Genomic DNA, 21,127 nt, shown 5'->3' with positions numbered 1-21,127 from the left:
ACTCCATTAGTTAAACCCGCACTATAACTGGCGAGGCCATCCCACTGGCCGTTAGGCTACCTGGGGTTGAAGTGACGGTATAACTTGTTACTGGCGAACCACCATTGAAGCTAGGCGCTGTAAAGGCCACGGTAGCTTGAGTATCTCCAGCAGTTGCTTGCACTGATGTTGGTACGGTAGCGACCAATGCGGTAATATTGAAACTTTGACTGACTTGAGGCGCAGGGTTAAAACTACTATTGCCACTTTGATTTGCATTTATAGTACAAGTGCCGGGAGTCACTAAAGTTAATGCACCAATATTTGTTACAGTACATACAGCCGGAGTTGATGATGTGAAGCTAGGGGGTAATCCTGATGTACTGGTTGCTGATAGAGTGATGCTGCTACCGAAATCCTGAGCTCCTGGATTAGCAAAAGTAATGCTTTGCATTGCCTTTGAAATCACGCTGTTTGAAGCAGAAGAAGCAGTACTTGTACCCATAGCATTAGTCGCTGTGACAGTAAAAGTATATGGTAACCCGTTGGTTAATCCAGAAATGATAATTGGAGCGCTCGAGCCCGTTGCTGTTAATCCATCTGGGTTCGATGTTACCGTATAGCTTGTTATAGCACCACCGCCATTAAAACTAGGGGCGGTAAATGTAACATTAGCTTGGGATGTACCTGATGTCGCAGCAACAGTCGTCGGCGCGCTTGGAGTGAAAACAATAGGATAACTTGTCACTCCAGTAGTATTACCACCTGTATCTTTAGCTACCACATACAGTGAATGTAGCACCTCACCTGTCAGGCCTGCAGACATTACATTTACCGCACTAGCAGCCGTTAAGGTTTTTTGCCCCGATGCAGTTACAGGGGTACTAGGTAGAATCTTGGCCTGCTTGCACTTGAGTTGCATTAGGCGCTGTAGCACTTGACGGTAATACCACATAATACAAGTTACCCGCCTCATTTGAAGTCAAGGTATAGCTAAAATCTGTGGTGCCACCCGTCAGCTGTAAAATATCACTTAATACCGGAGGCGTGGTATCACAGCTGCCAGTGGTAAAAGTTTGATCGCTGCCATTGACTGTTACGCTGCCATTGACGGCGCTGTCATCTGTCGTGGTGTTAAAGCGATAATGATAACTGGTCTCACAGCTAAGTCCCGTCATTGAGGCGGTAACGTTAGCAGTGCCTGAATTTGCTGCGGCCACTAACGCATTATTAGTGATGGCCGCCGCATTGCCATAGCCTGTGGTTGTGCCCCACTCGATACTCATGGTCTGAGGCAAGGCCCCTTTGTTAACATTTACAGACACATCGGCGCTGGTTTGATTTAAGGAGCCATTTGTACCACTTACGGGCGCACAAGCGGTGGAATACGCATAAAGTGAAGTATTCGTGCTATTGGTATGAGAATGCTCGGCCTGGCCAGCCGTGGTATGCGAGCCTGCAAAATGATAACGGTACAGTTTGTTACATGTTAATGCGCTCATTTCACAAGAAAAATTATAAACACCAGCAGCACCGGCATTCACATCTAGCACATAACACATTAATGAGCCCGAATTTTGTGCCGTCCCAGCGCTGGGGATGCCATTTCCCGTAAAGGTTGATGGGGTAATCCCGTTTACCGCTGTCGAATCTCTGAGGTATGCCAATTCATCTATTGAATAAGTGCTCGGTACCCCAGTGCCTGCAGTCACCTCTACGCTGCCGTTCATCTTCATGCAACTGGATATTTTACTCTGTGCTGTACACGCAGTTGCGGGGATGGCTCTGATAGTATTAATGACCATTGCATTATTATCATTAATGGCCCATGCTGCTGGCGCAAAAAAGCTAGCACTAGTGGCTACAGAGGCCAATAGCAAAAGCCGTAATTTCGATTGTTCCATAATACTTCCTCTAGTTAACTTGCTTAGTTCGTTATAAATTTATAATTTTTAAGTATTTGTGCCAGTTTAGGATTAAAGCTTAGTTCATAGAAAAAGTAGAGCAAGCTTTATCAAATAAAAAAATAACTTGGTTAACATTATTTTAACCTATTTTGTAGTTGTGGAGGAGTTTGTGTTTGTTTACCAGGGGAGTAGTAGGAGGGGCGTTGTCGTCGTTGGGTATTTTAATATTTTTTTGAATGTTAATTGTTACATAATTGTAACCTGTAGGGTGTTATGATATTCGATGAATTAATGGTAGGTAGCTATAGAGTTTTCTGGGTATAGTTAGTGGCTATTCGCTTACCGTGAGTTTATTCCACAAATATTTTTGCGTTGTCATCATCTCTGGTCAAACCCCCTAAGCTTGGTCATTGAAGTAAGGTTTTCATCACTGTACCCTCACCTTGGCGCTAATAAGGTGACTTGATATGGGCATAAAAGTATTCACTCACTTTTTAAGCAGTAAAAATCTGAAGTTAAATCACTGCATCTAATTGGGCTAAATCAGTAATGGTTTGGGTAGGCGACACTCCCCAGGGATCAAATATTACCTGTGGTGATCGCTTAACCCAAACAGTTTTAAAGCCTGATGCCGCAGCGCCAATAACATCAAAAGAGTTACTGGATATCAGCCAAACGTTATTGAGTTTTGCGTTTGTGGTGTGAATGAAATATTCATACACCGCAGGATTAGGTTTAAAGGTCATAATGGCTTCACAGCTCACAATACCTTCAAAATATCCTAAAATATTTGCGTTTTTTAATAGCGACTCGACGGCAGAGTATTCACCATTAGAAAACGCAAATAGGCTGATACCTTTCTCTTTTAAGGTGTGTAAAGCGGGGGCGACATCATCAAAAGCGGGCAAAGTCAGATAGCTTTCTAATAGCTGGCATTTTTGGCTGTTGGTGAGCGGAATCATGTGAAACTGGCAAGTGTATTCCAGTGCATCTCGAGTACAAATAGAGAAGTCTTTATATTGCTGCATTAAACCGCGTCGAAAGGAATATTCAAGCTGCTTATCTCGCCATGTTTGACTAAATGCATGAGCTTGGTTAATGACTGACTCAGTTTCTCGCTCTAATGTTTTTTGTTTGAACATTTTGATCAGTAAAGCCACTACACCATGAGTGTCAATTAAGGTCCCATAGACATCAAATGCGAGTGTTTTTGTCATTTTGAATATCCTTGGCTCAATGTTTGTCACGCACATGTTTTTATGTGAGTGGTCTTTATTTCTAAGTATATTTTTACAACATTAATTAAACTATTGTTAAAGCGTGGTGTACTTATACTGATGCAGAGTGCATTTCTGGGCGGTTATGCGCTTGGGTTGATTGAACGCTTAAATTAAATAAACTGCATATTAACATTATCTGCGTTATCGGGTACACAGTAGTCGTAGCAATCTAGCTAATTATTCGCTTGTTATTCCTCGATAATTTCACGCTATTGAATGAGTGGTTAAATCACTATCTAAATAATTGTCCTACCTATTCAGAACACAATCCAGATCACACTTTTAATGGCTTTCTGGTGATGAATATCCATTGTTATTGAACAAACCTGCTAATGAGCATAAAATCAACTAAAGATTTATTTTATATGCATGTTTTGTTCAAGGCATACTTTAAGGCGATAATGAATGTTAAATATTGATGATCCTGCAGCCACCGATAACACTCCTGCAATTTGGCGTTTAGGTTTTAGGCCGTTTTTCTTGGGGGGGGCTGTGGTTGCTGCCTTATATATCCCACTCTGGTTGATGGGGTGGTTTACCCCTAAATACAGTTTATTCAATGGTGAGTTTTGGGCTAATGTTGTCCCTTTATGGTGGCATCCGCATGAGATGTTATTCGGTTTTGCGATGGCGATTGTGTGTGGTTTCTTATTAACAGCAGCGCAAGCGTGGACTAATCAGCCGACGATGAAGGGCGGTGTGCTGGCATTCACTTTCGCATGTTGGTTGGCTGCAAGATTACTGTTGTTGTTGCCATTTAATATTCCGCTTTGGCTACCTGCACTGTTTGACAGCTTGTTTTTAGGGATCAGCGCAGCAACCTTGTGGCGTTGTATTTACACAGCAAGGCAGTGGCGTAACATCGGTTTTCCTATCATGTTGGTTGTTGCATTAGTGGTTAACCTGGTGAGCTATTATGCTTTACACGAGCGTAATTTTTCCCTGTCTACTCAACTTTGGCAGGCAATGATTTGGTGGCTCGCGCTGGTGATAACAATTGTTGGTGGCCGAGTTATTCCTTTTTTTACAGCAATGAAATTACAACATTCAAAGCCAGATCCCATTCAAGCGCTTGAGATAACGTTATTATTAGTGATGGGATTGTTGTTCGTTCAATCTGTATTCCATTTACTCCCCCGTGAAATTGAACAAGGCATTCTACTCAGTGCAGGTATATTGCAGTTGGTAAGAGTATCTCGTTGGAAAGGGCATAAAACATTTAAAGAGCCTATGTTGTGGTCTTTGCATGTTTCATATTGGGCACTGCCGATTACCTTGTTGGCTATGGCATGGCAGATAAATAATGAGTTTGCGTATCGCACTTTATTGCACTTGTTTGCGGTTGGCGGTATTGCATCACTGTGTTTGTCGATGATATCGCGAGTGTCATTGGGGCACACTAGTCGCAATATTTATCAAGGTCCTAATATGGTGCTTGCCTTTATAGGGCTTCCCCTAGCGGCAATTTTTCGTGCGGTGATGCCATTGTGGGTCCCTCAGTACACCTCGACTTGGTTGTGGTTGGCGGGAGCATGTTGGTTTATTAGTTTTGGTATGTTTGTTTGGTATTACGCCCCCATTCTGACCAAACCTAGATTAGATGGACGCCCAGGTTAACGTAACAAATTAATTAAAAGAGTGGATTATGTTAATTAAATTTGTGAGTGAGAAAGGTGTCAAAATTTCGATAGCTGCTGTTATGACTATGTTATTTAGCTTGTCAGTATTGGCTAATGTGAATATTGATGAGCAGAATAAAGCTAAATTTCCTAGCCAGTATCAAACTTGGTTAGCGACATCTGAGCAAACAGAAAAACAAGATATGTTGGCGGCTTATCCTGCCAACATTATTCTTTGGGCGGGGTCATCTTTTGCTAAAGAATATAATAGTCCTCGTGGGCATCAGTTTGCGGTGGCGGATGTGACTCATATTTTACGCACCTGGGTCTCTGTAGAAGAAGGCCAGAAAGGGCTTTCAGCCAGTTGCTGGACTTGTAAAACACCCGACGCCCCTAGGTTGATGGACAAAATGGGCGTTGAGGGGTTTTCTGGTGCCAACTTTACCGATTTAGGTGCTGAAATTAAGTCAGTAGTGTATTGCAGTGATTGCCATGAAGACGGCAGTGCTAAGCTGGCATTGCCAAGGCCGCATGCGCAAGATGCAATGGCCAAGATTAAACTGCCTTTTGATAAACAAAATACCAGCATGAAAGGGGCGCAAGTATGTGGTCAATGCCATGTCACCTATTACTTTCAGCCTGAGCGTAGTGATAAGGTCAATATTCCATGGATTTTTGGCAGCACAGCTGATGATATTGAAAAGTATTATGATACACGTCGCTTTTATGAATGGATCCATCCTATTTCTAAAACGCCCATGTTAAAAGCACGCCACCCCGAGTTTGAGCATTGGAGTCGCAGTAAACATGCTGAAGCGGGGGTGACTTGTATTACCTGCCATATGCCACCGGCGACCGATGAAAAAGGCAATGATTTTACTGATCATAAAGTGGGTAATGCATTAGACAGTTTCGACAAAAGTTGTCAATCCTGCCACAGCAGTAAAAAAGCCATTACTCAAACTTTGGTAAAAAATAAGCAGCAGATTAATACCAAAGCTCGTCAGGTTGAAGGTTTGCTAGTCAAAGCTCATTTTGAAGCCAAAGCAGCGTGGGATGCAGGCGCAACGTGGGAATTAATGAATGATCCTATAATGAATATTCGTCATGGTCAGTGGCGCTGGGACTTTGCCATGGCATCCCATGGTTTATACGCTCATAATCCTGAAGAGGGTAATGCATTGCTTGATAAGGCGATTGAGCAAGTCACTTTATCGCGAACATTATTAGCAATAGTGTTACAAAAACTTGGTGTTGATAAAGTGAACTACCCTGATATCAGTACCAAAGAAAAAGCTCATGCTGTTATTGGGTTTGATAAAGATGAAGCACAAAAAGCCAAAGACCAGTTTATTAAACAACAAGTGGATAAACATTGGCAACCAGTCGCCCGTCATGGATATGAACAGTAACAGGGGTTACGCCATATTTATATCGGCTTAAATACAAAAGCGCTTAAGGAGACTTAAGCGCTTTTTTATTGATCTATTTTCAGCCCCTGCACGTAATACCTATTATATAAAATATCTTTTTACTTCAATTTTATTTGCGGTGAATATCTACTAACTAATTGTCATTAAAGGCATTGTGTTCTTGTAAAGTACACTTTATGGTAAGTGTGTTAGCTATAAAAACGGAGTGTTATATGTCAGATACGTCCACAGTGACTGAGTTGCCAATGTCTGCAAAACAGTTACCAGCAATTATTAAACATTTTATTCAACTTTATCAGCAGTTGAATAAAGGTAATTTGCAACGCTTATCTGAAATTTATGCAGCCAATATAAAGTTCCAAGACCCTTTACATCAAGTTAATGGACTAAAGCAACTTACTGAATACTTTGCCAATTTATATGAGAATGTTAGCCATATTCACTTTGATATCACTCACACAATCGTAAGCGACTGCCAGCTGCAAGCGTCTTTGTTTTGGACCATGAGTTATACGCATCCTAAATTGAATAAAGGGCAAATCATTAAAGTCGATGGCATGAGTCTACTCAAATTTAACAAGATTATTTTTTATCATAGAGATTACTTTGATGCTGGCGAAATGCTCTATCAGCATGTGCCAATACTTGGCGGTGTTATTCGCATGTTAAACAATAGGATGGGATAAAATATGAGTCACCATCAAGCTTCATTATCGCAAGCAGTACTTATCACTGGTGCGACATCTGGTATTGGTCTGGCTACTGCTAAATTTTATGCTGCCAAAGGGTTTTATGTCATAGCTTGTGGTCGAAATGAAGCAGTATTAGCAGAAATTAATGTGGGTCATTCATTAGTCTTTGACATTACTGATGTCGAACAAGTTAATCAGGCTGGTATCGCGCTAAAGCAGCATATAGCGGAAAAACAGCTTCAACTTGTTCAAGTGATATTGAATGCCGGAACCTGTGAGTATATTGACGATGTTATTGAGTTTGATGCCATGCTTTTTAGTCGCGTGATCAACACCAATTTAATCGCTGTTGGCCACTGCATTAGTGCATTCTTACCACAGCTGGCTGAAGGTGGGCAACTTGGATTAATGAGTTCAAGTGCCACTTATTTACCTTTCCCAAGAGCTGAGGCGTATGGTGCTTCAAAAGCCGCGATAAGCTATTTAGGTCGCAGTTTAAGGTTAGATTTGGCCGCTAAATCCGATATTGGAGTCAGTGTGATTTGTCCTGGTTTTGTTAACACGCCACTTACCGCTAAAAATGATTTTACTATGCCGATGCAAATCAGTAGCGATCAAGCTGCGCAACGTATTTTTAAGGGAATGGCACTGCGTAAGTTTGAAATCCATTTCCCTAAACGGTTCACCTTTATACTCAAGTGTTTGTCTTTACTTCCTGAGAGAGTGCTTATTAAGTTACTTGCAGATAAAGCGGTTAAATAAAAAAGTATTACTGAACACACACCCGAATTAACGATAAAGCGTCAGGTTTGTAAAAATAGGAATAAGAATGAAAAATATTGCGGTGATAGGAACCGGTATATCGGGTTTAACCTGCGCACATTTACTTAGCAGTAAGCATAAAGTGACTGTTTTTGAAGCTAATGATTATATCGGCGGACACACTGCAACAGTTGACGTCGAAGTCGGCAATAAAAGCTATGCTATTGATACTGGCTTTATTGTTTTTAACGATCGCACTTACCCAAGATTTGAAAAGTTAATGGCAAAGCTTGGGATTGAGTCATTACCGACGCAGATGAGTTTTAGTGTATACAATGTCTTTACTGGGCTTGAATACAATGGCCATACGCTATGGAGTATGTTTGCCCAAAGACGTAATATTTTTAAACCTAATTTCTATCGATTTTTAGCCGCAATAGTGCGATTTAATAATGATTGTAAAGCCATCTATGAGTCAGATTCTTATCCTGTTATTAGCCTAGGAGAATATCTCGATAAACATAATTTCAGCCCTTTTTTCTGTGAACATTATATTTTGCCAATGGGGGCGGCTATTTGGTCTGCCAGTATTAATGACATGCGTGCTTTTTCGTTACGATTTTTTATTCGTTTCTTCCAGCACCACGGCTTGCTTAACATTAGTGATCGTCCGCAATGGTCAGTATTAAAAGGTGGTTCACGCAGTTATATTCCTAAGCTTATTGAACCCTTCAAGAACAATATTTTGCTAAATAGCCCTGTCACTGCCATTTGTCGCAGTGATGAGGGGGTAAAAATTCAAGTGATGAACGGTGAATGGCAGCTGTTTGATGATGTTATATTGGCGTGTCACAGTGACCAGGCATTAGCTATGTTAAGTGACCCGAGCAAAGATGAATATGAAGTCTTATCTGCAATGGAATACCAAAATAATGAAGTGGTGTTACATACTGATATTAATTTATTGCCAAAACGCAAAGCGGCTTGGGCAAGCTGGAACTATCGTTTAGACGGTGGTGATAAGGTCGCAATGGGCGATAGGCCTGCCAGTGTTACTTACAATATGAATATTTTACAAAGGCTGCCTAAAGACGCCCCCACTTTTTGCGTGACCTTGAATCAAACTGAATTGATTGATAAAAGTAAAATATTACGTCAATTTAATTATGCTCATCCAGTGTTTAATGAAGCTAGTATGCAAGCGCAATCAAAGCGTGGACTGATTTCTGGTAAGCAGAATACTTATTTTGCTGGTGCCTATTGGTATAACGGTTTCCATGAGGATGGCGTGAGAAGTGCCGTCGATGTGTGTAATCAATTTGAGATCAGTTTATGACCGTAATGGTAACTGACGATATGGTGTTAAATAGTGGTATCTATTATGGCAAAATCAGCCATAGACGCCACGTGCCTAAACGCCATAGCTTTGGCTATAACATTGCAATGATGGTATTAGATTTAGATGAGTTACCGACATTAATCGATACCAGTAAGTTGTTTGCGGAGCGAAATGCATTACTGACATTTAAAGCCGATGATTATCTTAACAGTCTTGGACAGCAGTTTGGTGAGCATTTTATCTCAGGGTTAAACGTTGAAAAACTCAGTGCAATTGAGAGATTAAAACAGCGTGCATTAGCTACAATAGACAAGCTAGGCGCGCAACAACGCTGTAATCGAGTGATGTTTTGTGGGCAAATTCGCCATTTTGGTTTTTATTTCAGCCCTGTTAATTTTTTCTTCTGTTACCAAGATGAAACTCCGCTTTACATGTTAGCTGAAGTCAGTAATACCCCTTGGAATGAGCGCCATTGTTATCTGGTCGATTTAGCAAATACCACTCATACAGATAAAGTATTCCATGTATCACCTTTTATGACCTTAGATATGCATTATTTATGGCGTATTTTACCGCCAAAAAATCGGCTTAAAGTGACGATTGAAAATCGAAATGATGCCAACGAAAAATTATTTGATGCCACAATAGCCTTAAAACGAATGTCATTTACTGCGGCAAATGTTAAGCGTTTTATGTTGGGCTACCCTGTGATGACGGCAAAAATTGTCTCAGGTATCTATTGGCAAGCATTAACATTATTTATTAAACGTATCCCGTTTGTAGGCAAGCAAACCAAACAGACATCGACATAGCAATTAATCAGTAGTTCAAGTAAACCAAATAGCGAGTGAGTGCGTATTGCAGTTTAATATTATAATTTTAAGTCTAATTTCGTTAATTAGAATGGAGTGCAAGCATGGATAATGCCGCTACCGATACAAATATTGCTCAAGCAACGTTATCAGACAGTTTGGCGAAGAAGATTTTATTACGAGCACTGGCTCATCTAGCTGAAGGGCAATTAACGATAGTTGATGTGTCGCAATCACATGTATTTGGTCATCCAGAAAGCGACATTCACGCGACCATGCAAGTGCTACACCCAGGTTTTTATCGCCAAGTGATATTTGGTGGCTCAATTGGCGCAGGCGAAGCTTATATTCAAGGGCATTGGTCTAGCCCAGACTTAACTAAAGTGGTGCAAATTTTTGCCCGAAACTTAGCTTTACTTGATAATATCGAACGTTACTTTTCCTGGTTAAGTAAGGGGATTAACCGTGTTAAGCATATATTTAATCGAAACTCTCAAACTGGCTCAAAACGCAATATCCTAGCCCATTATGACTTGGGTAACGATATGTATCAGCAGTTTTTAGACCCAGAAATGATGTATTCCAGTGCGATTTATCCAGCCAGCGACGCAAGCTTAGCGCAAGCGCAGCTACACAAGCTAGATACTATATGCCAAAGGTTGGACTTAAAACCAGGGCAAACCTTATTAGAAGTAGGTACCGGATGGGGAGCACTAGCGATTTATGCTGCTAAGCATTATGGCGTGTTAGTGACCACAACAACTATTTCAGATGCGCAATATGACTACGCCTTATCTCGGCTTACAAATGAAGGTTTGTTAGATAAAGTTACCTTGTTAAAACAAGATTATCGCGAGCTTACCAGGGTGTATGATCGTGTGGTGTCAATTGAAATGATTGAAGCTGTAGGTCATGAGTATTTACCTGGCTTTTTTGAAAAGTTACAGCATATGCTTAAGCCCGAGGGGCGTTTATTAATTCAAGCCATTACCATTGCCGATCAACGTTACAACAGCTATCGCAAAAGTGTCGATTTTATTCAACGTTATATTTTCCCTGGTGGTTGTCTACCCTCAATCAGCGAGATGTCTCGTCATATTGCCAATAAAACCGACATGGTTATTTGGTCTTTAGATGATATAGGCCTCGATTATGCGCGTACTCTAAAGCACTGGCATGATAATTTTGATATGGCCAAAAGCACCATTACCAAACTTGGTTACGGTGATGACTTTATCAGGATGTGGAAGTTTTACTTAAGCTACTGTGAAGGTGGTTTTTTAGAGCGTGCTACCAGTACTGTGCACTTAACTGCCGTAAGACCGGGCTACCGTAAAAGCTAGTATATTGCTAGGTGGCTAACGTGTTTACATTGCGTACTCTATCGAAGGGGGGATTACCATGAAAAAGTCAGTGGCGTCCTCTTCGCCTCCTCATTTAGATATCAAGACCGACCATTTTGACAGTGACCAAGTTGCCGATAATAACACAGTAATTAGCCATAATATTACCGAAAACACTGCAGAAACCAACTCAATGACGCTTAAAAAACTGCTGCTTAACACGGTCGGTTTTCAAGCGACATGGTGGCTGGGAGTGTTGTATCACAACCAGTTTATCTTTGTATCATTGATGCTGATTGGATTACACTTTCTAATATCTGATCATAAACGAGCCGATCTAGTTATTCTGTTAGTGATTACAACACTGGGCGTTGCTGTCGATGTAGGGTTAACTTATTTCGGTGTATTTGTTTTTACAGCAATACCATGGTGGTTATTACTGCTTTGGGGATACTTTTCACTGACATTAAATTCAAGCTTAGGTTTTGCACATAAACTCAATATGCCCGTTCAGGCTATTGTTGGTGGGGTATCAGGCTGTTTAAGCTACCTTGGCGGTGCAAAGTTTGCTGCTGTGGCATTGCCTTTAGGGCTAACTTATTCGGCAATTATCTTAGCAGTGATCTGGTCAGTGTTATTTCCCGTATTACTTCATATATCGGCGCGGCTTTCACGATAACTGCGCATTAAATATGTAGGGTGGGTCGGCATGTCAAATATAAGTAAGATTTCCCTTTTAGTGATACTAATATTGGTTTCAGTGAGCATGGTTTACGCTGCAAATCCTAATCAATTAACTGAGGCTTTGACATCAGACCTAAGCATAAGTGAAACCAATTTAAATGATGAAGGCCCGTCAAATAATACGACTCAAGTTAATAGCAGACTAACCCTGCCACCATTAATTCTGGTCGGTGAAGCTGAGCTGGACGTCCTCTGGTTCGATGTGTACTTAGCTAAATTATATTCACTTGACGGTACCTATCAGCCAGAAAGCTTTCCAATTAAGTTAGCCATTCAATATCACCGCGACATAAGTGCAGCAGAATTGATTGAAGCCACGATAGAACAATGGCAAGCAAATGGACTAACAGAATCGCAAATTAATCGTATAAAACCCCACTTAGCACTTTCTTGGCCTGATGTTAACAATAACGATACCCTCAGCTTTATTATTCATAATGATAAACAAGCTGAATTTCTGTTTAACGATAAGCCTTTTTATCAATTAGACGATGCGGAGTTTAGTGCCGCCTTTATCGGTATCTGGTTATCTGAAACCACAACTGAGCCTAAATTACGTCAACAATTAATCGGAGCCACTTAATCATGCAACAGTCAACTTTGAATACATTTAGGGGTAAAGGTTGGTCCTTTATTAACACCTTATTGGTGATGGCTATTTGTTTTAGTTTATTTTCTTGCTCGTCGGCTTCAATTGAAGATTATGCCAATACAACACCCGAGTTAAACTTGGTCGATTTTTTTGACGGTGAGTTAACGGCTTCAGGCATAGTGCAAGATTTTTCCGGTAAAGTGACGCGAAAATTTACCGTAACAATGGCAGGAAGCTGGCAAGATAGCCCACAAGGTAAGCAAGGCGAGCTCAAAGAGTGGTTTATTTATGATGACGGTGAAAAGCAAACCCGGATTTGGCATTTAACTGATTTAGGTAATGGCCAATTCGAAGGCCGTGCAGATGACATTTTAGGCGTAGCTAAAGGTGAAGCAAACGGCAGCGCACTTAGATGGCGCTATGATATGAAGTTGATGGTTGATGGTACTGAGTATCAGGTCGAGTTTGATGACTGGATGTTTTTAGTTGGTAACAACACCATCATTAATAAAAGCGACATCATTAAGTTTGGCATTACGGTTGGTACAGTCACTTTAGTGATTCAAAAGCAATAATATAGGGTCACTCAAGCTATTGGGCCTGTGATAACGCTTACACTTAGTTTCCCCCTTGTAAGTTAGTGTTTTTAATCATTTAGACAACAATGTTGGCTTGTTCACTATTTTTGGGGTGACTGGTGGTTAACCTTTTAGTTTACTGTTATCCACTTGCTTGCGGTCATAATATTCAAAGGGAAATATATTGCGAATTTGCTGGGTAAGATCATCACCTATGTTAGCAGAGACATGTAGCCTAACTTGATTATCTCTTTCAGCTCTTATTGTACAGGTCAGCTTATGCTCTTTGGCAAAGGCACGACACTCTCGCTCAAATTTGTCTGGTATTTTGCCTTTATGCCGATTTAAGCGACCTTGCTTGAAGTGCATTTCGAATAGCGTTAACCCCTTTTTGCCTGAAAAAATCAGTTTGTAGGCAATGAAAAAAAATACTGCAATAAATAAAGTTTTCAATAACATCTCTAGCATGTTGTGGGTCCTTTAATCTTTGTTATTAATCTATTAAAGATACGCCAGATTCGTTTCGGTGCAATGTTTTTTATCAAAATATGAGTCGCGGTATAAATATTTTATTTGGTTATTTAGCTTAGCGTGACTTTAACTTTTTATTGCTTGGTAACCCTCAATTAGACTAAGCAATACTGATTAAAATACTTGGCGGGTAGCGTTCCTGGTAAGTGAGATACCCCCAAATACCTAAAAAGCACAACATCATCACTAATGCGACGATACGAATTGCTTGGGCATATTCAGTGATATAAGTGAAATAACGCTGCTGAACAGCATTTGTCAGAAAAGTCCCTACTAAAGAAAATACACTCAAATACATAGCAGCATATTGGGTTGAGCTAGAGCCATAGTTTTTCTCATAGATTAATAATAGTGCAACTGAGGTCAGCACTACTATGCGAAAACGACGTTCCGCTTTATTTGATAAGTTCCATCTAGGCAGTCCCATTGCCGTTGCTCCTTATAACAGTCCATTTAACCCAGCATTCCACTAACGAAGCTGTTTGCAGTAAGCGGTGACTCAAACCAGTAGAACCCTCATTAAATCGTCCACTCTAGATTACCAGTGCTGCTATATAGTTATAACCATAGTTGATTGTTTTTTCAACTAGGTATTTCAACGCATAATGGCATCTAGAATATTGCTCAGCACTTTGATTAAAAGTTATAAATACCCGCAGTAAAGCAACAGTTGATATGGCTTTAAAGGTAAGTGATGACAGTGAGTGTTATAACGTATTGTTAAAACATACTTGTTATACATTTTTCCCTAAAACATTCTCCTTAAAATATACTGCAAGCAGTTTGGTTTATGTTAATTAAAGCTTTTGCCCTTGATGACTAAATCGTTTGCAATCACGTTACTATTTAGTTATCCGTTCGGTTACCGTATGTCACATCCTGCGTTGAAGATATAATTGCCATTCATTTTAGCAAAGCAGCATAAATTTTTTCACTTCCCCTTGTAAATGAAATTTGTGCCCCTATATCCAGTGTTAAGAAAGATTTGGGTGGTACATAAGTCAAGGTTATTAAGTTTATAGATACTTGAAAACCGTTAGCTTACCCCCATATCCATACCAGACAACAAATTTACTGACGAATAACGTCAATTTCCGGAGGACCTCATGGGCAAAATTATTGGTATCGACTTAGGCACAACAAATTCATGTGTGGCAGTCCTTGATGGCGGCAAAGCACGCGTACTTGAAAACGCAGAGGGCGATCGTACAACACCTTCTATCGTTGCTTATACCGATGATGAAACAATTGTAGGTTCGCCTGCAAAACGCCAAGCAGTGACGAACCCTGCTAATACTTTCTTTGCTATTAAACGTTTAATCGGTCGTCGTTTTAAAGATGACGAAGTTCAGCGCGACGTTGATATCATGCCTTTCAAAATTATCGCTGCCGATAATGGCGATGCATGGGTTGAGCAACGTGGTAAAAAAATGGCACCACCACAGGTTTCTGCTGAAATCTTGAAAAAGATGAAAAAGACAGCTGAAGACTTTTTAGGTGAAGAAGTTACCGAAGCGGTTATTACTGTGCCTGCTTACTTTAACGATTCACAACGTCAAGCAACTAAAGATGCTGGTCGTATTGCGGGTCTAGATGTTAAACGTATTATCAACGAACCAACAGCTGCTGCATTAGCTTATGGTATTGATAAGAAGCAAGGCGACAACGTTGTTGCAGTATACGACTTAGGTGGCGGTACATTCGATATTTCAATCATCGAAATCGACAGCAATGACGGTGACCAAACTTTCGAAGTACTTGCAACCAATGGCGACACTCACTTAGGTGGTGAAGACTTTGACAACCGTTTAATTAATTATTTAGCAGATGAGTTTAAGAAAGACCAGGGCTTAGATCTACGTAAAGATTCATTAGCAATGCAACGTCTTAAAGAAGCTGCTGAAAAAGCGAAAATTGAATTATCTAGCACTAATACCACTGAAGTTAACTTACCTTACATCACAGCTGATGCTACAGGTCCTAAGCATTTAGTGGTTAAAATTACTCGTGCTAAGTTAGAGTCATTAGTTGAAGACTTAATTCAACGTACTTTAGAGCCATTAAAAGTTGCTTTAGCAGATGCTGATTTATCAATATCTGACATCAACGAAGTTATTTTAGTGGGTGGCCAAACTCGTATGCCTAAAGTGCAAGAAGCAGTGACAAACTTCTTCGGCAAAGAGCCACGTAAAGACGTTAACCCTGATGAAGCTGTTGCCGTGGGTGCTGCAATTCAAGCAGGTGTGCTTTCTGGTGAAGTAAAAGACGTACTATTACTTGACGTCACCCCGTTATCATTTGGTATTGAAACCATGGGTAGCGTAATGACTAAGCTTATCGAGAAGAACACCACTATCCCGACTAAAGCGCAGCAAGTATTCTCAACCGCTGATGACAATCAAAGTGCAGTGACGATTCACGTACTTCAAGGTGAGCGTAAGCAAGCTAGCTACAACAAGTCTTTAGGTCAATTTAACCTAGACGGTATTGGTGCAGCACCACGTGGTCAACCACAGATTGAAGTGGTATTTGATATTGATGCTGACGGTATCTTAAAAGTATCAGCTACTGACAAGAAAACCGGTAAAGCACAAAACATCACCATTAAAGCTAACTCTGGTCTAACTGATGAAGAAGTTGAGCAAATGGTACGTGACGCAGAAGCTCATGCTGATGAAGATGCCAAGTTTGAAGAACTAGTTCAAGCTCGCAACCAAGCTGATGGTTTAGTGCATTCAACGAAGAAACAAGTGACTGAAGCGGGTGATGATTTACCAGCGGAAGATAAAGAGAAAATTGAAGCAGCAATCGCTGATGTCGATGCCGCAGTGAAAAGCAACGATAAAGAAGCTATTGATAAATCAACTCAAGCACTTATCGAAGCTTCAGCTAAGCTAATGGAAATTGCACAAGCTAAGGCGCAAGCGCAAGGCGGAGCAGACCAAGCCACTGACGCTGGTAAGCAAGATCCTGCTGATGATGTTGTTGACGCTGAGTTTGAAGAAGTGAAAGACGACAAAAAGTAATTAGTTACTTTTGATAGAAAAAGCAACTAGTTAGTATAAAGCGGGCGTTGAGGCTTACCTCTAACGCCCGTTTGCATAATCATACTTAATCAATTTTAAGCAAACCTTCGAGAAGCAAAACACTATGTCAAAGCGTGATTATTACGAGGTTCTTGGTGTCAGTCGTGATGTCAGTGAACGTGAAATTAAAAAAGCCTACAAGCGTTTAGCGATGAAATTTCACCCTGATCGCAATCCAGGTGATAAAGCCGCAGAAGCAAGCTTTAAAGAAGTTAAAGAAGCCTACGAAATTTTAACCGACAGCGACAAAAAAGCCGCTTATGATCAATTTGGTCATGCTGGCGTTGATCCTAACCGTGGCGGTGGTCATGGTGGTCAAGGAGACTTTGGCGATATTTTCGGTGATGTATTTGGTGATATCTTCGGCGGTGGACGCCGTGGCGGTGGCCAGCGCCAAGCTGCGCGTGGCAGTGACTTACGTTACAACCTAGAATTATCGCTTGAAGAAGCTGTGCGTGGATTAACCAAAGAGTTACGCATTCCTACATTAGCCGCTTGCGACTTATGTGATGGCAGCGGTGCTAAAGCTGGCACCAAGGCAACCACATGTGGTACTTGTCATGGTCAAGGCCAAGTACAAATGCGTCAAGGCTTCTTTGCGGTTCAACAGGCGTGTCCAACCTGTCATGGTCGTGGAAAAATCATTAAAGACCCTTGTAGCAAGTGTCATGGTGAAGGCCGTGTTGAGAAAAGCAAAACATTGTCGGTTAAGATCCCTGCTGGTGTTGATACAGGTGACAGAATTCGCTTAACCGGTGAAGGTGAAGCGGGCGAGTTTGGTGCGCCTCCAGGTGATTTATATGTTCAGGTGAGTGTACGTGAACATAATATTTTCACCCGTGATGCCAATAACCTTTACTGTGAAGTGCCTATTTCATTCAGCAAAGCTGCCTTAGGTGGTGAGATTGAAGTGCCAACCTTAGATGGTAAAGTTAGCCTGAAAATTCCAACAGAAACTCAAACGGGCCGCATGTTCCGTTTACGTGGCAAAGGTGTTAAGTCGGTACGTAGCCATGCAGTAGGTGATTTACTGTGTAAAGTGGTCATGGAAACACCGGTTAACTTAAACGATAAGCAAAAAGAGTTATTGCGCGAATTTGAAGCAACCTTAACAGGCGAGTCAAAAAAACACAGCCCAAAAGCGGAAGGTTTTTTTGATGGCGTGAAAAAGTTCTTTCAAGACTTGAACAGCTAGTTGTGACTATGGATCCTTATTTAAGATAGGTTAAATAGGGTTCTATTAGATTGAAGGCTGTTTACCTCGGGTAAACAGCCTTTTTTTATTGAATTTCAATATCCATATTGAGACTATTGTTAGTTCGATATCATTATGATTAATGCTAACTTTAGCCATAAAAAATTAGGCGATACCGCATGGGTTTTTCATTATTTTCGCTCAATCCTAAGCTTGTTAAATCATTGCCCGCGTTGGTGATTGAACCTAGCGCAGTGCAAAGACAGGCTATTCCTGCTATTTTGAGCGGAAAAGATGTTTTGGCATTGGCGCAAACCGGCAGTGGTAAAACCTATGCTTTTGGTTTGCCCATATTGCATCGCATAGCGGCATTGCAAAGTGATTTATCAGAGCTTAGTCAGCAAGCATCAAGTATTTTAGCCGTGGTTATTGCACCAACGAGGGAGTTAGCAGCGCAAGTTTGTCAAAACTTAACTCCACTAGCGCAAGCCGTCAACTTACGCGTGGATGTATTATGTGGTGGTGAAGATATAGCCCCGCAAGTTGAGCGACTGACTTATCCCGCAGAGGTTGTTGTTGCCACACCGGGGCGCTTATTAGCGTTAGCACAACAAGGTGTTATTCAATTTGAGCTGCTACAATATTTAGTGTTTGACGAAGCCGACAGATTATTAGATATGGGCTTTATTGCTGATATTAATGCACTGCTGGCACTCATGCCTAAAAGGCAAACGTTAATGTTTTCTGCGACTATGCCAGTCACGTTAGATAAATTGGTAAAGACGGTATTGTCACCTTCAGCAATACGCTTAGAAGCCAATGCCGTTAATCGTGCGGTAGAAGAGATTAATCAAACGATTTATCACGTCAATAAAGGCAGTAAAGCCAAAGTACTAATAGAACAGATTAAGTCGCACCAATGGTCGCAGGTTTTAGTATTTGTGAATGCAAAAGATGATGTCGATGCTCTGTGTAAAAAACTACTCAAAGCGGGCATTAACACAGCAGCACTGCATGGTGATAAAGAACAAGCACTGCGCAGCCAAACCTTGAATGATTTTAAAGCGCAAAAACTGAACGTATTAGTGGCAACAGATGTTATTGCCCGCGGCATTCATATTGATGCTTTGCCCGTGGTCATCAATTTTGATTTACCTAGTCAAGCGGCTGTATATGTTCATCGCATTGGGCGCACCGCAAGGGCTGGGTTAAGTGGTGTCGCTTTATCTTTGGTCAGCCATTTAGAATTAGTCAGTTTAGAGGCTATTCGGCAATTAACAGGTCAAGTATTGCCGTTAACCACACTGGCAGATTTTCCGGTAACCGACCAGGCGACAAATGCAACTAGTAAACGTGCTCCTCGGGATAAGCAAGCCAATCGTCGTACTGCAAATAAGCGCAGTATTAATGATTTTTCTAAACGAAAACCGACACAATAAGTCGCGTTTGGGTAAAGCTTCAATCAAATATGATGCGCTTAGTTTATGATGCGCTTAGTTGAGGCGCATAGTGGTATGTAACAATAATTATTGAACCTTGTCGTCGTTTTAAGCCGCAAGGGGTTAACATCACCGTAATATAACTCGATCTACATTATCGTTGTTTAATGAATATTATTTTTTAAAGGATGAAAAATATGAAGCAATTAATACTTGCAGTCGCTATTTCAGCTTTATTGGTTGGATGTGTGAGTACAAAATCACCCACAGGTAGAAGCCAAACCTTACTATTTTCAGATGCACAAATGCAGCAAATGGGGGCGCAATCTTTTGAAACCATGAAGCAAGACCAAAAAATAAGCCAAGATAAAAACAAAACGGCTTATGTAAATTGTATTGCTAAGCGTATTACAGCTGTACTACCAGACCAAAACTTACAGTGGGAAGTGGTACTGTTTGACTCTGATCAAGTTAATGCTTTTGCATTACCTGGTGGGCATATTGGTGTGTATACCGGTTTATTAAATGTCGCTACCAACCAAGATCAGTTAGCGACAGTGATGGGTCACGAAGTGGCACACGTATTAGCACAGCACGGTAATGAGCAAGTTTCCCGCGCTCAGCTTACTGGACTGGGTATGCAAGCTGCCGATGCTGCAATTGGTGCCACGGGCATAGCCAATAAAGATTTATATATGGCTGGACTGGGTTTAGGGGCTAAAGTCGGCATTATATTGCCCTTTGGCCGTAGTCAAGAATCTGAGGCTGATATCGTTGGCCTTGAGCTAATGGCTAAAGCGGGTTTTAACCCAGGGCAAAGTATCAGCTTATGGCAAAATATGGCTAAAGCAGGTGGCGCGCAAGGGCCTGAACTATTGTCCACGCACCCGTCACACAGCACGCGTATTGAAGACTTACAAGCAGCGCAAACTCAAGTGATGCCGCTTTATACTCAAGCTAGAAAACAGTCTTTGGCTGAGTGTAAAATCAATGGCTCAAAATAGCCAGATAGTGAGGCTTTTTCACAGCATAGGCGAATAAAATGTGATAGACTCCGTGCAAATTTTTATTTGATCAATGAGAGAAAGAAATTATGTCAGATGTGTTCAGCACAATGGAGCAGCATGCAAGTTATGGTGTAGGTCGTCAAATGGGTGAGCAACTAGCAGCTAATCCTTTTGAAGGAATTGATATCTCTGCTGTTCAAGCTGGTTTAGCGGATGCATTTTCAGGTAAAGAAAGCCAAGTGTCTATGGAAGACTTACAAACAGCTTTTACTGAAATTAGCCGTCGTTTACAAGCTGAACAAGAAGCCGCTGCAGAAAATGCAACTGCAGAAGCTGATGCATTTTTAGCTGATAATGCTAAGCGTGATGGCGTAACGGTAACTGAGTCTGGTCTTCAATATGAAGTACTAGTACAAGGCGAAGGCGAAAAGCCAACGTTTGACTCAACAGTACGTACTCATTACCACGGTACTTTCATCAATGGTGACGTGTTTGATAGTTCAGTGACTCGTGGACAACCTGCTGAGTTCCCTGTATCGGGTGTTATCGCTGGTTGGACTGAAGCATTACAACTTATGCCAGTAGGTACTAAGCTTAAGTTATTTGTGCCACATCACTTAGCTTATGGCGAGCGTGGTGCAGGTGCATCTATTCCTCCATATACAGCGTTAGTGTTTGAAGTCGAATTGTTAGACATTCTCTAATAATCATAAAAACGCCTAAGATGACTTAGGCGTTTTTGTATATAGTCAATTTTTTATTAAGCCTCAATATCAAATGTTAGATGCT

20 protein-coding genes are annotated in these 21,127 nt (G+C 41.0%); 15 read left to right on the top strand and 5 right to left on the bottom strand.

What is annotated here, in order from left to right; all coding sequences use genetic code 11:
- Nucleotides 1-10: 10 nt before the first annotated feature.
- From L0B17_RS16065 to L0B17_RS16055, 3 genes are all read right to left on the bottom strand, one after another.
- Complete coding sequence (locus L0B17_RS16065) at nt 11-901, bottom strand: fibronectin type III domain-containing protein (RefSeq protein ID WP_235086197.1); 891 nt, start codon at nt 899-901, stop codon at nt 11-13.
- Complete coding sequence (locus tag L0B17_RS16060; RefSeq protein WP_235086195.1) at nt 864-1,883, bottom strand: hypothetical protein; 1,020 nt, start codon at nt 1,881-1,883, stop codon at nt 864-866. Before L0B17_RS16060 ends, L0B17_RS16065 begins: the two co-directional genes overlap by 38 nt.
- Before the next feature lie 518 nt (nt 1,884-2,401).
- Nucleotides 2,402-3,103, bottom strand: coding sequence for a haloacid dehalogenase type II (locus L0B17_RS16055; RefSeq protein ID WP_235086193.1), 702 nt, complete (start codon nt 3,101-3,103; stop codon nt 2,402-2,404).
- A 468-nt stretch (nt 3,104-3,571) separates the two neighbouring features.
- Between L0B17_RS16055 and L0B17_RS16050 the strand changes: the two genes are divergently transcribed.
- The 10 genes from L0B17_RS16050 (at nt 3,572) to L0B17_RS16005 (ending at nt 13,077) form a co-directional block, all read left to right on the top strand.
- Nucleotides 3,572-4,783 (top strand): NnrS family protein, encoded by a 1,212-nt coding sequence (locus L0B17_RS16050; protein ID WP_235086192.1) that lies wholly within the window; start codon nt 3,572-3,574, stop codon nt 4,781-4,783.
- Between the two features lie 82 nt (nt 4,784-4,865).
- Entirely contained in the window at nt 4,866-6,197 is a 1,332-nt protein-coding gene (locus tag L0B17_RS16045) for an ammonia-forming cytochrome c nitrite reductase subunit c552 (RefSeq protein WP_443019962.1), read from the top strand.
- 266 nt (nt 6,198-6,463) lie between these two features.
- Complete coding sequence (locus L0B17_RS16040) at nt 6,464-6,904, top strand: nuclear transport factor 2 family protein (RefSeq protein WP_443019961.1); 441 nt, start codon at nt 6,464-6,466, stop codon at nt 6,902-6,904.
- 3 nt (nt 6,905-6,907) lie between these two features.
- Nucleotides 6,908-7,672, top strand: coding sequence for an SDR family NAD(P)-dependent oxidoreductase (locus tag L0B17_RS16035; protein ID WP_235086188.1), 765 nt, complete (start codon nt 6,908-6,910; stop codon nt 7,670-7,672).
- Nucleotides 7,673-7,739: 67 nt separating this feature from the next.
- Nucleotides 7,740-9,008, top strand: coding sequence for an NAD(P)/FAD-dependent oxidoreductase (locus L0B17_RS16030; protein ID WP_235086186.1), 1,269 nt, complete (start codon nt 7,740-7,742; stop codon nt 9,006-9,008).
- Nucleotides 9,005-9,823 (top strand): DUF1365 domain-containing protein, encoded by an 819-nt coding sequence (locus tag L0B17_RS16025; RefSeq protein ID WP_235086185.1) that lies wholly within the window; start codon nt 9,005-9,007, stop codon nt 9,821-9,823. The genes L0B17_RS16030 and L0B17_RS16025 overlap by 4 nt, the downstream gene beginning before the upstream one ends.
- Before the next feature lie 104 nt (nt 9,824-9,927).
- Nucleotides 9,928-11,166 (top strand): SAM-dependent methyltransferase, encoded by a 1,239-nt coding sequence (locus L0B17_RS16020; RefSeq protein WP_235086183.1) that lies wholly within the window; start codon nt 9,928-9,930, stop codon nt 11,164-11,166.
- A 58-nt stretch (nt 11,167-11,224) separates the two neighbouring features.
- Complete coding sequence (locus L0B17_RS16015; protein WP_235086182.1) at nt 11,225-11,845, top strand: DUF2878 domain-containing protein; 621 nt, start codon at nt 11,225-11,227, stop codon at nt 11,843-11,845.
- A gap of 30 nt (nt 11,846-11,875) precedes the next feature.
- Nucleotides 11,876-12,493, top strand: coding sequence for a chalcone isomerase family protein (locus L0B17_RS16010; protein WP_235086180.1), 618 nt, complete (start codon nt 11,876-11,878; stop codon nt 12,491-12,493).
- A 2-nt stretch (nt 12,494-12,495) separates the two neighbouring features.
- Complete coding sequence (locus L0B17_RS16005; RefSeq protein ID WP_235086179.1) at nt 12,496-13,077, top strand: DUF3833 domain-containing protein; 582 nt, start codon at nt 12,496-12,498, stop codon at nt 13,075-13,077.
- A gap of 126 nt (nt 13,078-13,203) precedes the next feature.
- Here L0B17_RS16005 and L0B17_RS16000 read toward each other — a convergent pair whose 3' ends face one another.
- Together L0B17_RS16000 and L0B17_RS15995 are read right to left on the bottom strand one after the other, a co-directional pair.
- Entirely contained in the window at nt 13,204-13,548 is a 345-nt protein-coding gene (locus L0B17_RS16000) for a DUF3634 family protein (RefSeq protein WP_235086177.1), read from the bottom strand.
- A gap of 163 nt (nt 13,549-13,711) precedes the next feature.
- Nucleotides 13,712-14,038 (bottom strand): hypothetical protein, encoded by a 327-nt coding sequence (locus L0B17_RS15995; protein WP_235086175.1) that lies wholly within the window; start codon nt 14,036-14,038, stop codon nt 13,712-13,714.
- A gap of 679 nt (nt 14,039-14,717) precedes the next feature.
- Here L0B17_RS15995 and dnaK point away from each other — a divergent pair.
- The 5 genes from dnaK to L0B17_RS15970 all read left to right on the top strand — a co-directional run bounded on the left by dnaK (nt 14,718) and on the right by L0B17_RS15970 (nt 21,042).
- Nucleotides 14,718-16,637: a molecular chaperone DnaK gene (gene dnaK / locus L0B17_RS15990; RefSeq protein ID WP_235086174.1), complete on the top strand. Its 1,920-nt coding sequence runs from the start codon at nt 14,718-14,720 to the stop codon at nt 16,635-16,637.
- A gap of 124 nt (nt 16,638-16,761) precedes the next feature.
- On the top strand, nt 16,762-17,892 hold the full coding sequence (dnaJ, locus tag L0B17_RS15985; RefSeq protein ID WP_235086172.1) for a molecular chaperone DnaJ: 1,131 nt from the start codon (nt 16,762-16,764) through the stop codon (nt 17,890-17,892).
- 179 nt (nt 17,893-18,071) lie between these two features.
- The gene (locus L0B17_RS15980; protein ID WP_235086170.1) at nt 18,072-19,331 is read left to right on the top strand and encodes a DEAD/DEAH box helicase; all 1,260 of its coding nucleotides are present in this window, start codon (nt 18,072-18,074) and stop codon (nt 19,329-19,331) included.
- Between the two features lie 197 nt (nt 19,332-19,528).
- On the top strand, nt 19,529-20,335 hold the full coding sequence (locus L0B17_RS15975) for a M48 family metallopeptidase (RefSeq protein WP_443019900.1): 807 nt from the start codon (nt 19,529-19,531) through the stop codon (nt 20,333-20,335).
- 89 nt (nt 20,336-20,424) lie between these two features.
- A complete protein-coding gene (locus L0B17_RS15970) occupies nt 20,425-21,042 on the top strand; it encodes an FKBP-type peptidyl-prolyl cis-trans isomerase (protein WP_235086166.1) in 618 nt (205 codons plus the stop codon).
- Nucleotides 21,043-21,127: the final 85 nt, after the last annotated feature.

The organism is Shewanella sp. OMA3-2 (genome assembly GCF_021513195.1).
Classification (GTDB): Bacteria; Pseudomonadota; Gammaproteobacteria; order Enterobacterales; family Shewanellaceae; genus Shewanella.
This window is presented reverse-complemented; position numbering and strand designations above follow the sequence as displayed.